9 protein-coding genes are annotated in these 13,595 nt (G+C 39.6%); 5 read left to right on the top strand and 4 right to left on the bottom strand.

Going from position 1 to position 13,595, the window contains the following annotated elements:
• The first annotated feature begins 87 nt into the window (after positions 1 to 87).
• Complete coding sequence (gene dpiB, locus P2E05_RS12615) at positions 88 to 1,716, top strand: sensor histidine kinase DpiB (protein WP_154621839.1); 1,629 nt, start codon at positions 88 to 90, stop codon at positions 1,714 to 1,716.
• Between the two features lies 1 nt (position 1,717).
• On the top strand, positions 1,718 to 2,401 hold the full coding sequence (gene dpiA, locus P2E05_RS12610; RefSeq protein ID WP_154621838.1) for a two-component response regulator DpiA: 684 nt from the start codon (positions 1,718 to 1,720) through the stop codon (positions 2,399 to 2,401).
• A 49-nt stretch (positions 2,402 to 2,450) separates the two neighbouring features.
• On the opposite strand, the gene P2E05_RS12605 is transcribed toward dpiA, so the two are convergent.
• Positions 2,451 to 3,476, bottom strand: coding sequence for an SEL1-like repeat protein (locus tag P2E05_RS12605; protein WP_163862282.1), 1,026 nt, complete (start codon positions 3,474 to 3,476; stop codon positions 2,451 to 2,453).
• A 1,038-nt stretch (positions 3,477 to 4,514) separates the two neighbouring features.
• Between P2E05_RS12605 and dtpA the strand changes: the two genes are divergently transcribed.
• Positions 4,515 to 5,984, top strand: a complete 1,470-nt coding sequence (dtpA, locus tag P2E05_RS12600; protein WP_163862279.1) for a dipeptide/tripeptide permease DtpA — start codon at positions 4,515 to 4,517, stop codon at positions 5,982 to 5,984.
• Positions 5,985 to 6,050: 66 nt separating this feature from the next.
• Here dtpA and P2E05_RS12595 read toward each other — a convergent pair whose 3' ends face one another.
• The 3 genes from P2E05_RS12595 to P2E05_RS12585 all read right to left on the bottom strand — a co-directional run bounded on the left by P2E05_RS12595 (position 6,051) and on the right by P2E05_RS12585 (position 8,770).
• Positions 6,051 to 6,539 carry a DUF4822 domain-containing protein gene (locus tag P2E05_RS12595; RefSeq protein ID WP_154621837.1) on the bottom strand — a complete coding sequence of 163 codons (489 nt, stop codon included), beginning with the start codon at positions 6,537 to 6,539 and terminating at the stop codon, positions 6,051 to 6,053.
• 188 nt (positions 6,540 to 6,727) lie between these two features.
• Positions 6,728 to 7,711, bottom strand: coding sequence for a class II fructose-bisphosphatase (glpX, locus tag P2E05_RS12590; RefSeq protein ID WP_154621836.1), 984 nt, complete (start codon positions 7,709 to 7,711; stop codon positions 6,728 to 6,730).
• 135 nt (positions 7,712 to 7,846) lie between these two features.
• Positions 7,847 to 8,770, bottom strand: coding sequence for an AEC family transporter (locus P2E05_RS12585; RefSeq protein WP_154621835.1), 924 nt, complete (start codon positions 8,768 to 8,770; stop codon positions 7,847 to 7,849).
• Positions 8,771 to 9,350: 580 nt separating this feature from the next.
• Between P2E05_RS12585 and P2E05_RS12580 the strand changes: the two genes are divergently transcribed.
• Both P2E05_RS12580 and P2E05_RS12575 read left to right on the top strand, forming a co-directional pair.
• Positions 9,351 to 12,083 (top strand): DUF2339 domain-containing protein, encoded by a 2,733-nt coding sequence (locus tag P2E05_RS12580; RefSeq protein ID WP_276122814.1) that lies wholly within the window; start codon positions 9,351 to 9,353, stop codon positions 12,081 to 12,083.
• Positions 12,067 to 13,545, top strand: coding sequence for a DUF3999 family protein (locus tag P2E05_RS12575; protein ID WP_247047951.1), 1,479 nt, complete (start codon positions 12,067 to 12,069; stop codon positions 13,543 to 13,545). The genes P2E05_RS12580 and P2E05_RS12575 overlap by 17 nt, the downstream gene beginning before the upstream one ends.
• The last annotated feature ends 50 nt before the right edge of the window (positions 13,546 to 13,595 follow it).

Genomic DNA, 13,595 nt, shown 5'->3' with positions numbered 1-13,595 from the left:
TCGTGAGCTCAGTTAGCTTCATAATGCGCTAATCGGTGTTTTTTCGTGTAACAATATTTTTACTTTTCAGTAGGTAATAGGATATCCATGAAAAAAGAGTACCCGCGGTCTCCATTTAGAAAAAGCCACTCGATATCCTTTTCTGTGCGAGTTTTCTTTCTTTTATTACTCGTTTCCGTTGTGTTGACGTTTAGTTTGGGTAAGTACTTTACCGAAACCGCTGAAAATCGTTTAATGGCGAATATTCGCTCACTTGCAATGAGCCAAGCGAAGTTGATCGCCTCCATGGAAAGTATTATTCAGTCTGTTAAGACACGCGATATCCCAAAATTAAAGATAATTGCGGATAAACTTAATCAAGATTCTGACTATGATTATGTGGTCATCGGGGATGAAAATTCGCTACGCTTATATCACCCCAATGAAGAAAAAGTTGGCTTCAAGATGCAGTGGAACAAACCCGGTGCATTAGAGCGGGGGGAAAGCTATTTTATCGGTGGGGAAGGTTCTATAGGCAATGCCGTTCGCGCGAAAACCCCGATATTTGATGAAAACAATCAAGTGATTGGTGTTGTCTCTATTGGTTATCTCACTAATAAAATAGAGACGTCCAGAAGTGAATTATTGGTTCAGACGGGAGCCATGTTTTTTGGGGTGTTAGTGATATTGTTATTCCTATCATGGGCCTTTACTCGCTTGATTCAGCGGCAAATGTTGGGGATGGAACCTGAGCAAATTACACAAATGGTTGTCGTACAAAAAGGAATATTTGAAGCGGTTTTTGAAGGGGTGATTGCTGTTGATTGCGCAGGGAAGATCATTAATATCAATCATAATGCACGTAAAATGCTTTCGTTAAGTGAACCCTTGAACCATTTAGTTGGGCGTTCAGTGAGTGAGTTGATTACCCCAGAGACTTTCTTTATTAATGATATCGCAACAACGCAGCATGATGTTATTTGTTCATTTAATGGTTTGAATGTTATCGCTAACCGCATTGCTTTATTAGATGAAAATCATCTCATTGGTGCGGTGATTAGCTTTCGTAGCCAAAATGATATTGAATCCCTCAACTCACAATTGACACAAGTGCGTCAATACGTTGAGAATCTTCGCTCATTACGTCATGAGCACCTTAATTGGATGTCGACACTAAGTGGTTTATTGCAAATGAAGGAGTATGACCAAGCATTGGCAATGATAAAGGGGGAATCAGAGTCACAACAGCATCTCATTGATGCGCTACGTCAACAATTTGCGGATAAACAGGTCGCAGGTCTACTGTTTGGAAAATATCACCGAGCCAGAGAACTCGGGTTGCAGTTGGTGTTCACGCCGGGTTGCCAATTGAGTTCACTCCCACCGTTATTAAGCAGTACTGAATTCTGTGCAATTTTAGGTAATCTTTTAGATAATGCATTTGAAGCAAGCCTAAAAAGTCAGGAAGGAAACAAGCAGATTGAATTATATCTCTCAGATGAAGGTAATGAGTTTGTTATTGAAGTGGCTGATGAAGGCTGTGGTTTCCCTTCAGAAATAAAAGATAAATGGTATGAAAGGGGCATAACGACAAAAACGGAGTCTGTCGATGGGCATGGGATCGGCTTGTATCTGGTGGCTTCGTATGTCAAAAGATGTAATGGTGTGATTATTATTGAAGATAATCAACCAAATGGTACTCTATTCTCAATTTTTATTCCAAAAGTGAAGATATAAAATGATGAAGATAAAAATCCTCATTGTGGAAGATGAACTGCTGCTCGCTGAGATGCATGGCGAATACATTAAATCCTATCCTGCTTGCGATAAAGTTTGGGTGGCAGGGGACTTGGCACAGGCCAAAAAAATGATCGAATATATGAAGCCTGACCTGATCTTACTGGATAACTATCTACCTGATGGAAAGGGGATAGATTTGGTTCATGAATTAATCCAAGAAAGAAATAGTGCAGATATTGTTTTTACAACGGCGGCGAGTGATATGGAAACCGTCTCTGAAGCGATTCGTTTAGGGGTTTTTGATTATTTGGTGAAACCTATTGCTTATGAGCGATTAGGTCAGACACTGGATCGCTATATTCAACGTAAATCGGTCTTGCAGGCGAGCCGTAAAACGAATCAGAGCCAAATTGATGATATGTTTAACACATATGCACGCGGTGAAGCGAAAGAGGAACTGCCAACGGGTATCGATGGGTTAACGTTAGAAAAAGTCTTGTCACTATTTACGCAACCAGAAGCGGAGCATACTGCGGAAACAATTGCGGAAACTATCAAGCTCAGCCGTACTACAGCGCGTCGTTATCTAGAGTACTGCTTGGCACAACACAAAATAGAGGCAGAAATTGAGTATGGTAAGGTAGGGCGTCCTCAGCGTATCTATCGCGCGGTTCAAAAATAAGCTTATCATTAGCGTCTGCATAACGTGATTTTTATGCAGACAACTAACACTATTTTTTTAAATTATTTTCAAGTATCAACACTTTTTTCTCTGCTCTTTCATTGCCGTGTGCGGCGGCGAGTTTGTACCAATACAGTGCTTTTTTATCATCCTGATTGACGCCCATGCCATATTGGTAACAGGCACCAGTGGCATACTGCGCGTCAGCACTGCCATGTTGTGCCGCACGAATAAACCAGTGGCAAGCTTTTGCTTGATCAGCAGTTACACCATCGCCTCGAGCATAAATCAAAGCGAGGTTAAATTGCGCCGAAATTTCACCTTGTTCAGAAGCCAAAGTTAACCATTTTATAGCAGATTTAATGTCCTGTTTGACGCCTTGTCCATGCAGATACAGCATACCTAAACTATTTTGTGCAGGAGAGAAACCAAGCTGCGCTGAACGTGAAAAATAGTGATAAGCTTGTTGATAGTTCACTTTATCATACATGCCAGTCGCGGCCTGATAACCTAATAGATAAAGTGCTTGAGGTTGATCTTGTTTCGCCAACGATAGATAGATTTGCTGGGCCTTTTGCGGATCTTCAGTGACTGCAATACCTTTTTCATACCAATAAGCCAGCATCAATTCAGCCGGTTGGAAATGTTGTGCTGCGGCTTTAACTAACCACTCTTCAGCGTGCTGTTTGTTTTGTGGCAGTAAATTATGTATCCCCGTTAAAGAATATTCGGCCATATTTAACTGACCGAGAGGATCACCAGCGATGGCGGCTTTTTTCATCCATAACAGCATTTGCTCTTCATTCTTATCTACCCCTTTACCTTGTTGATACATAAGGGCGAGATTAATTTGTGCCTTTGTAAATCCTTGCTCTGCGGATAAACGATACCATTTAGCCGCATCGGCAAGTTGGTTTTCGGATTGATATAGCATAGCAAGGTTGAATTGTGCCTCGGCCTGCCCATTTTGTGCATTTTCGTACAGTTTTTGTTTATCTTGAGGCGCTGGCTCAGCGTAACTGTGCAGCGCGAAGGCATTGAAAATAATAAACAGCGATAACAAAAAATTTTTCACGGGAGACCCTTTTATCGTTTTTTCTACGAGTAGGTTAACTTGCTGTTTTCACTTAAGCAATAATGAATATAACTAGGACGTTTTTCGTGAACAGCGTGCTTGGTGATGTCAACAGAGAATTTTTTCAAGGAAATAAGAAAAAATTATGAACCTTTATTAAGGGTAAGAGGTCTTATTAGTAAGTATATCTGTTTGCTTGCGTAAACATTCATATATTTACCCTCAATATTCATTTCTTTACATGAAGTAATGCAATAATGCATCTAAGTAGTGAGAGTTTCACTCGTAGCAACGAAGATCCTTAAGTAGAATGCATTATGCCCAGCCGATTTGCTGGGCTTTTTTTTATCTAAATTTTCTCTCAACAACCCCCGTTATCCTTTTCATCTTAGTTGTCTGCATTGTTATTCATATTCTATGTTGATTTATTTTTAATCAAATTATTGTGTGTGAGATAACGACACGTTTTGAGGAATAGCGCTATTCAACGGCTGTTTTATGGAAGTAAAAATAAGAATGTGTAGTTGATTTACACATTAGCACCAAGGAGATATAAATTTTGTCGCTATGCGCTTTAAATCAGAACAATATGCTTAACATATGATATACAATTGATTAATTAATGTTCGTTGTGGGTGGGGGAAACTGGCTGTATAAATGAGCTTAATCACGATATAAAACTATTGATAGGGTAATTAGTGCTAGCTAAATCTTTATTTTTGGTGCATAAATAGCGTATATTGCTTAATTGATTTTCGCATTCCTAGCGGTGTTTATCCCTATAAATGTTGAATAAATAATCAAATCTGCTTTAACTCATTGAATTTTATGTTTGTGATTCATAAACATCGTTTTACACACAGAGATGTTAATTTTGAAGGTTAAATCTATGGAGCCTAAGGTCAGGGATTTTGACGTCATTAGCCCGCAAAGTTTGGATTTTTCAACTTTAATTCTTGAGACAATAACAATGCTGAGGGTACAGACAGTACCCCATTTTGCTTTTTGCTTACGTACAGGTTGTCATAGAGGTAACTAGTGTCCACAACTAACAACAAAGAGGAAATCAGTCTTAACGCGTTTAAGCAACCTCGCTCGTTCTATCTTATATTCTCCATCGAACTCTGGGAGCGTTTCGGTTATTACGGTCTTCAGGGAATCCTTCCTATTTATCTTAGCCAAGTGCTGGGAATGTCAGAAACAGAGTCAATTACGCTGTTTTCTGCTTTTGCTGCTTTAGTATATGGCTTTGTGGCGATAGGAGGCTGGTTAGGTGATAAAATCCTAGGTACTAAACGTGTTATTGTGCTTGGTACGCTGGTTTTAATCGCCGGTTATGCTTTAGTGGCCTATTCTGACCATGATGTCTCCATGGTATATGTCGGTTTGGCAACCATCGCCGTAGGTAACGGCTTGTTTAAAGCTAACCCATCATCATTATTATCAACCTGTTATGCTAAAGACGATCCACGTTTGGATGGTGCATTCACGATGTACTATATGTCTGTTAACATTGGTTCCTTCTTCTCTATGTTAGCAACACCGTGGTTAGCCAAACATTATGGTTGGGATATTGCATTCTCACTCAGTGTTGTTGGTCTTGTTATCACCTTGATTAACTTCTTTATGTGCAAAAAATGGGTCGCGGCTCATGGCTCTAAGCCTGACTTTGTACCCATGGTCATTTCAAAGCTCTTAGCCACGCTCGTTGGTATTGTTGCACTGATTGCGATTTCAACTTGGCTACTGCACAACATGGATATTGCTCGTGCAGCGCTAGGGATTATTTCATTAGGTATCATTGTTATCTTTATTAAAGAAACGGTCGCGTTAGATGGAATAGCACGTCGCCGTATGATCGTTGCGCTGATCCTGATGTTAGAAGCGATTGTGTTCTTTGTTTTGTATAGTCAGATGCCAACATCTCTTAACTTCTTTGCGTTACATAACGTTGAACATGAAGTTTTAGGTTTCAGCGTTGAGCCTGCACAGTATCAAGCTTTAAACCCACTGTGGATTATGATTGGTAGTCCGATCCTTGCGGCTATTTATAATAAGATGGGCGACCATCTACCGATGCCGCATAAATTTGCTATTGGTATGCTGCTTTGCTCTGCGGCGTTCCTTGTGTTGCCATTGGGTGCAAAATTCGCTAACGAAGCGGGTATTGTGTCAGTCAATTGGTTGATCATCTGCTACGGCTTCCAAAGTATCGGTGAATTGATGATTTCTGGTTTAGGTCTGGCGATGGTGGCACAATTAGTTCCACAACGTTTAATGGGCTTTATCATGGGGTCATGGTTCTTAACAAACTCCGCAGCGGCATTTATTGCTGGTTATGTTGCTTCTATGGCAGCAGTGCCAAAAGGGGAACTCACGAGTTCTGTTGATTCTCTGGCGGTGTACAGTGATGTGTTCTTGAAAATAGGTGTTGTTACAGGTGTGATTGCGATTTTAATGGTCGTCACCGCACCAATGTTAAATCGTATGACATTAGAGCGTGATTAAACGAATTTTATTGCTCGATGATTCAATAAAAGGGCCGAAACAGGCCCTTTTGTTATTTATGAAAAATTATTTTTTCACTTTATGGACGATATCAACATATTTTGAGGTATCGTCTTGTGATGGATAGATGCGGTAAGTGTATTCCTCTGGAGTCACCGTCACGTTTTCGACAACGCGAGTAAATAATACTTCACCCTTATCATTTTTGGCGGTAAGGGAACGGCTTTTTCCATCTTCACTGAATGACCAGTCACCTTGCATTTTCGGCTTACCCTCTAAAGTGGTCATCTTAAAAGTACCATCTGGGTAGTATTCCGCAAGTCCGAAGAAGTTAGCCACTTGCTCATTGGCAGGGTCAACACGTTTTTTGTCTTGATCAAGTGCTTCTGTTGTCACCCACACTTTATCTACCATGATATCTTCATACGCATTGAGTTTCTTTTCGACAGAAGCTGATAAACCAACAGAGGCTGTTGAATTTGTATTAGCTTGGACTGTGAACGCCGCAACACTAGACAGCGCAATGATAGCGGCAATAAAAGGTTTCAATTTCATAAATACTCCATTATTAGATGACATTATAGATTGATTAAAGAGAGTCCTTATATAAAACTAGAAGATTAATGATGAAATGTGAAGGCGTAAATTATTGCCAATTATGTCTATCGTATAGTTATCTTTACGCAATAAATGCGTGTGAAGAAACTGGTACTTAACCAAAATACCAGTTTTAGGGGAGGCCGTTAGTTGAAGTGACGGTTGTTAATTATTTTTAATGAACGATTATTACCATTAATTAATAGTGTACTTGAAGTACGGCCATTCGCGTTATAAGCGATCCCTGACATTAATACGGTAGGAGTAATGGCGGTGGCGGCAAACATAACATCATCGGTACTGACCATCGTCTCTAACGTCAGTATCTCGCCGATAGCGACACCCATTTGCTGGCAACGTAACGCTTCTTGTTCGGCTAATAATCTATTTTCTGGGCTATCGCCTTTCGCTAAAGTTCGGGTAACTAAGCGGGCTTGCATGTCTCCACCTAGCGCACGTGCAATAGCAGCACTAATAATCCCTTCGGGGGCACCACCCGTGCCATACATCATATCGATAGGTTGCTCTGGCAATATAGCTAATAGTGAAGCTAAAACATCGCCATCGGGGATGGTAACAACATTCACGCCAAAATGACGTAGTGTTTGCATAATATGCTGGTGGCGAGGCTTATCTAAAATAGCAATTGATAGATCAGCAATGGGTTTATTGAGTGCAGATGACAAATTCTCAAGGTTTTTTTCTAATGGATTGGCAAGATGGACCGCACCTTTAGCCTCTTTGCCGACAACCAATTTTTCCATGTACATATCTGGTGCTTGTAAAAGAGCGCCTGTTGGGGCTGCGGCTAGTACCGCAATCGCATTATGTTCATTACAGGCAACCATGCGCGTACCATCGATAGGGTCAACAGCGATATCTAACTTCTGTTTTGCAGAAGGGTTTCCAACCTGTTCCCCAATATACAGCATAGGCGCTTCATCAATTTCACCTTCACCAATCACCACTTGCCCGTGAAAATCAATGGCGTTAAGGCGATTACGCATTGCTTCGACGGCGGCTTTATCTGCCGCATGTTTATCTTGTTTACCCACCCAATCGTGAGCTGCTAAAGCTGCAACTTCTGTAACGGAAGCGATTGCATAAGCTAGTTCATCGCTAATTTGCATTATTTATTCCCTGAATAGTAAAACATCATATCTAGACATATAATACTTTTTTTGTGATCTATCTGGCAAATCGTTGGTGAGGAAAGCGGCTGGAGAAATAAAAGAAAAGCAGGCTATTAGTAGCCTGCCTGTGTGTTATAGCGCTTCAACGATCGCAATACCGCCAATAATCGAAATTAAAGCGGCGAGCGTACTGAGTAATACGGTTCCTGCCGCAGTCTCAGTATAAGCCTTATTACTGATGGCTAATGCTGGAACGGCTGTCGCTGTCGGCAATACCCCAATAATAAAGGCAGATTTTAACATATCGCCTTGTAAGCCAAGAGCAATACCGGTTCCCAGTATTAAGGCAGCTTGCACAAAGTTCTTCACAAAGACGTTGAAAACGATCTCGACGCTAATTTTTAGCTTAATTCCAGACAGTAGTAAGCCTAGGAAGAATAATGCGACCCCTCCCGCTGTTTTACCTAATTCGTTTACTGAGTTTTGCAGTATTTCAGGTAACTTAACGCCAAAAATAGCGAATAAGGCACCTAGAATAGGTAGGAACACTAACGGTTGTGCGACGGCTTTACCAATTGATTTTAAAATACCGTTGTTTTGTTGCTTGCCACTAATCAGCAACAGGGTAAAAGGAATGATAATAATGGTATAAATTAAATTTCCTAGCACCATCGCAATAAGACCAGATGAACCTACTGTTGCTAAAAGCACCGGTGGCCCACAGTAGGCCATATCAGGGAAAGAAACGGATAGCGCTTGCATCGCTGAGTCTTTTTTATTATGTCGGAAAAAAACTTTACCGACTAAGAAACCGATTATATAAGAAACGATCAAGCCAACAGCTAATGCTAATAGATAGTCAATATTGAGCAGCACAGAAGGTGGGGCTTGTGCTGCGGCAAGGAATAGGGCAAAAGGTAGTGCAATTTTAACAACAAAGTCAGCAAATGCTTGGGAATATTCACGTTTTATAAAGCCGTATTTTCCTGATAGCCAACCGACCGCTAAACCGAGAATGATTGGTCCAAGTGCGGCCATTATTACTTGTAATAACATAATGTCCTCATGAGATGAAATAAAATATTACCCGAATAGACAAATTATGACGCACGAAAATTCACCACTTAAAAAATTATCTTATTTAGATAATCTTATTTGTGCTGATTTCAAGTGTACGGGCAGTACCTCTTTTAGTGGTAGTGTTCACTGTATTATTAATTAGCGCTAATTTTTAATAACGCAAATATATAAATATCACAAATAAATTAGAAAATATGGAAAAATAATCATTATCTATTAAATAAGGTCGTTAATGACAAAAAAAGAGGTTCTTAATAATAAGTAAACATAAAATGAGGGTCATTTTTACAATAAAATAACGCTATTTTAGAACAGTCTTGACTCGACTACGGATAGTGACCTACTGTTCATAATAACTCTTTTTTTGACTAGTATTTTGAGGTATTGTTCAGCCTTGGCTTTAATTTGTAATAATTTATTACAGCTAGTTGGCAATAGGTAGAATGCTATCTACACTAGTCCAATATTTAGATGCTCTTTTTTTGGCTAATTTAATGATGAGGGAAGCCTATTTGTGGATATTTTGATACTAGTAGGGTTCGTAGTTATTCTTTTAATGGTAGTTTCACCTATACTTGCCATTATTGCGATGCATCGCGTAAGTCGAATGAGATCTCAGCTATCAGAGTTAAATCAACGCGTTATTTCATTAGAACAAGCGTTAAAGCCTGATGCTGGGAGCTTGGAAAATAGCCAATCGGAGCTAGTCCATACAGCGGAAATGGCCTCGTCAGAAAAAAAACAAACGCCGCCAATTTTATTTCAAGAAACTCCTCATTATCCACACAGTTTAACTGGTCATTCAACCACAAATGCATCATTGGAGCCGCATTCGCAAACTGGCGTAATAATGTCAGCACAGGAATCGCAAACACCCGTGGATGTTAATCGCTTTGAGCGTCGTGCAAATAATAAAACGCAATTACAAAATGACAGTAATTGGTCTTTATTTAGTCACTTTTTTAGCTGGGTTTGGAAAGGTAATCCGCTTGCTAAAATCGGTATTTTATTATTATTTTTTGGTATCGCATATTTATTGAAATTTGGCGTACAAAATAACGTATTATCCCCACAATTACGTTTAATAGTCAGTTCGATTGGTTGTTTGTTACTGCTTGGTATCGGTTGGTATTTACGGCATAAAAAGACGTTATTTGCATTAATATTACAAGGTGGCGCCGTAGGGTGTTTTTATATAACCGTTATTGCAGCATTTAAAATGTATTCGCTATTGCCATACGGTATGGCATTTGTGGCAATGCTGATAATTTGTGCCGCCAGTATTGTGCTTGCTTTATCGCAACGAGCGATCAGCTTAGCGATTTTAGCCTCGCTCGGCGGATATTTAGCACCTATCCTGCTGTCTACTGGTGGTGGTAATCATATATTTCTCTTCTCCTATTATTTGATGCTATCTGCCGCTATCTTAATTATTAGTGTCTGGCAAGCTTGGCGCCCGCTTAATCTAGTCGGTATGTTTATGACTTATTTTGTCGCGGTTCTATGGGGTTGGGAATACTATCAAACTGACTATTATGTCTCTAGCCAAATTTTTCTTATTGCAAATTTGATTGTCTTTAATGTGTTAACGCAACTATTTGCTTTACGTTACCCACATGATAAGCAATTAGTTGTTGATAATACGTTATTATTTGTACCTCCTTTTATTAGCCTTGCGATACAGTATGCTATTTCTTGGCAAATCAATGTTGTTCCTGCATTTGTTGCATTGTTGCTAGGCGCATTTTATTTATTGGCCGGTTTCCGGATCCATAAAAAATATGCAGCCACCGGAAAAGAACTTGCATTGGGAAATATGATTATTGGGGCAAGTTTTGTCACGTTAGCGATACCCTTGGCGCTTTCATTCGAATGGACATCTATTATTTGGTCTATTGAAGGGCTATTGCTGCTGTATTATGGGTTTTCGGTACAAAATAAAAAATTGGCTACAGTTGGAGTATTGCTTATTTTAGTGAGTGCGATAACGCTATTAGGTGGTTTCTCACTATATACTTGGAGCCGTTCCAGTGTTTATATGGTTCCTGTTTTGTTAGCAGCCTGTTTTAGTGCAGGGGCTATGTTCCATGTTCGACGTGAAACCTCAACCAACTTCAATATTGTGAGCCATGGGTTATTACTTCTAGGATTAGCCGTTTGGTATTTTTGGCTCCCAGCCATAACGGATATTTTGTCTTGGAGTGGGGAATCTGAAAGCTTCATCATTATGGCATTAGTGATTATTTCTGCCTGGCTCTGGCGAATATTAGCCATTAAAGCTGATTGGATTGCACTATTATTATGTCAGTCCTTTATTTGGCTGGCGGGGTATTACTATCTTGCCGTAGATTTTATTCAAGATGAAAACCCTATGGGTAGAGGAGAGGGGTCTCTTATTTGGCCCGTCATGTTGGGTAGTTCGGTGTTATTCGCCATGCATGCCCAAAAAGCGCATTATATTTGGATGCAACGTATTCTCCATGGCGCAACATTTTGGCTAATCATCGCGTTTATTGCGGCACAAGTGAATTGGTTTGTTGCGATCCTCCCTTGGGGGATGAATGAGTTAGGTTATTTTATTTATGTCATGACGATAACCTTAACGACGCTAGTGTTGTATTGGCTACAAAGCCAAAAAATGCCACCAATGAAGCGAAATGGTATTATTTATTGGTATAGCTTCTTGCCAGTTATTCTTGTGCTTATTGTGTTGTCATTTGTCGCTAATTTAGAGGATGGCAAACTGACATTCTGGAATTATGTTCCTCTGATTAATCCATTAGATGAAGCTGGGTTATTTAGCATCGCATCATTACTATTGATGCGTCGTGGTTTAGTACAAAAATTGAAAAAAATAAGGGTGTTCGATCTCTGGGTTATTAGGGGATTAAGTCTTGCTGCTATTGTTCTGAGCATATTATGGTTTAATGGCATTATGCTTCGAGCAATATCTGATTTTGCCGAGATTAACTGGAATGCTCAAGCACTCTTTGATTCTCGCTTGGTGCAAACTATTCTTTCTATTAGTTGGTCATTAGCTGCTTTAGCTTTTATGATTTTTGCCAGCCTCAAACAAAACCGTCTCAGTTGGCTGTTTGGCGCGGGAATTTTTGCCTGTGTAGTCGTGAAATTATTCTTGGTTGATATCTATGGGCAGGATGGTTTATTCCGCGCTATAAGCTTTATTGTTGTCGCAATACTTATTTTAGTTGTTGGTTATTTTTCTCCACTACCACCAAAAATGGCTCAAGAGAAAGGACTTAATGAGGCTGATGATGAAACTAAATAAAAATCCAAGGAGTTGGCTGGTATTTGTGATGCTAGCTTTTTTTCTCTTATTCTCGGGGACAATTTATGCCGAAAATAAAAAAATATTAACACCTTATGATTTTTATCAGGGGGTTGAGTTAAAAGAGTCCAGTCATAACATTCCATTTGCTTGGGTTGAACTTCCCGTTGAAGCCTATGTTAATTCTGCTTACCCTAAAACGTTACAAGATGTCAGGGTATTTAACGGTACGGGTCAGGAAGTGCCTTCTGCGCTCTTTTACGATTCAGAAGAAAGCAGTCAAACATCACCAATTCGTTTCTCTTTACAGCCTTTAATGACGCGTGAAGAACAATTAAACTTAAAAGAAGAAACAGAGGACGATAAACAGTATCTTTTGGTGGAAACCATACCGAATAAACTGACTCGCCTAGAATTACCCTCTATGCAACAGTCGAAAGATACACGGTATCAAGCTTATCTTTTAACTCGCCAACAGGATCAACAAGCTCTTTTCCCTGCTCAAACATTAAATTTAGAGTGGGGAAAGAGTGATCAAGATTGGCAAGGCAAAGCATTTATTTATGCTAGTGATGACAAACAACATTGGGTAAATATTTCAGCTTATCAGCCAGTGATGAATCTCAGCTCGGATGCCGGTGTTATTCAAAATAATACAATTGAATTATTAAAGGGGAATGATTCAGCGCTAAGTGCGCCTTATCTAATGGTGATTATTGTTACGACTAAAGATACAACCCTACCTGAACTCAAGACAGTACAGGGAATTGGTAAAACATTCCATGCAACAAGACAGCAAGAAATTTGTCGTTTTATTACTCAGAATGAAGGTGTCTCTTTAAATCAATTAATCTACCGTTTACCTTCACCTCAGCCATTGAGCTCAATTGTCATTCAGTTACAACAAACAAATCGCGTAATTCCATTACAAATTGAATATGCCTCTAATTCAGGCGAAAATTGGCTACCGTTGACAAATATGGTTGCTTACCATCAAGTGAATAATGGAGAACAAACTCGTAACCCAGAGATAGCGTTAAATGACTTAATGATTAAAAAACTGAGGATTACGGCATTGAAAGGGAGCTGGGATGATAAGCCCCCTTATATAGAAGGAAAACGAGATGCGGTTAATTTAGTTTTTAATGTACAAGGTGCGTCGCCTTATTTATTAGTTTGGGGGAGTCACCTCGCCAGTATGGATGGGCTAAATTACCAAGAGCTTATTGGGCAATCATTAACGGTTGAGCAGCTCATGCATAATTATCCTGAATTATCACTCGCAAAAGAAGTTATTGAGTTAGGTGGTGAAGAGCAGTTAACCATCAATGGCTCAGAGGGTAATAATTTTGATTGGATGATCCTTGTTATCTGGTTACTGTTAGGGATTGGGATTATTGCCTTACTGTATTTCTGTTGGTATCTCTTAAGAGAAATTAACACTAAATCGACTAAAAAATAGCACAATGCATTAATTGTGTTCCTGAATCAATAAAGTGGGTGAGTTAAACG

The sequence above is a fragment of the Providencia stuartii genome (assembly GCF_029277985.1).
Lineage (GTDB): Bacteria > Pseudomonadota > Gammaproteobacteria > Enterobacterales > Enterobacteriaceae > Providencia > Providencia zhejiangensis.
Note: the sequence above shows the minus strand (reverse complement) of the source record. Positions and strands in the feature narration are given on the sequence as shown.

Coding starts and splice junctions, on each gene's coding strand:
- P2E05_RS12585 (WP_154621835.1), bottom strand. CDS start 8,770: ATGTTATTACAAGTAATAATGGCCGCACTTGGACCAATCATTCTCGGT.
- dpiB (WP_154621839.1), top strand. CDS start 88: ATGAAAAAAGAGTACCCGCGGTCTCCATTTAGAAAAAGCCACTCGATA.
- P2E05_RS12595 (WP_154621837.1), bottom strand. CDS start 6,539: ATGAAATTGAAACCTTTTATTGCCGCTATCATTGCGCTGTCTAGTGTT.
- dpiA (WP_154621838.1), top strand. CDS start 1,718: ATGATGAAGATAAAAATCCTCATTGTGGAAGATGAACTGCTGCTCGCT.
- P2E05_RS12575 (WP_247047951.1), top strand. CDS start 12,067: ATGATGAAACTAAATAAAAATCCAAGGAGTTGGCTGGTATTTGTGATG.
- glpX (WP_154621836.1), bottom strand. CDS start 7,711: ATGCAAATTAGCGATGAACTAGCTTATGCAATCGCTTCCGTTACAGAA.
- P2E05_RS12580 (WP_276122814.1), top strand. CDS start 9,351: ATGGTAGTTTCACCTATACTTGCCATTATTGCGATGCATCGCGTAAGT.